The sequence below is a fragment of the Pseudomonas sp. AC463 genome, from assembly GCF_979253585.1.
Genome location: NZ_CEEDDZ010001119.1, coordinates 1 through 239, shown reverse-complemented (window position 1 = coordinate 239; position 239 = coordinate 1). Strand labels below are relative to the sequence as shown.

1 protein-coding gene is annotated in these 239 nt (G+C 67.8%); it reads right to left on the bottom strand.

Going from position 1 to position 239, the window contains the following annotated elements:
• The coding region (locus AC0IYH_RS33775) for a hypothetical protein (RefSeq protein WP_471838825.1) at nt 1-239 on the bottom strand (239 nt) is incomplete at both ends.

Here is a 239-nt window from a genome sequence, read left to right as displayed (position 1 = left end):
GGCCCAGATCGCGGGCCGTCTGTGCAATCCGCGCATGGGGCACGATCAGGCGCTGCTGCTGTAATCGCGCCATCAGCGCATCGTCGTCGATGGCTTGCACCAGCCCGGCCAGGCCACGCAGGGCTTCCGAGCTCGTGATTATCCAGTCGTTTGGCTGCGCCAGCAAGGCGCGCAATCGTGTGGCCAGTTCCGCCGTCAATACCGGCGTCGCGCGGCGATACGCGGCCACCGGCTCGACC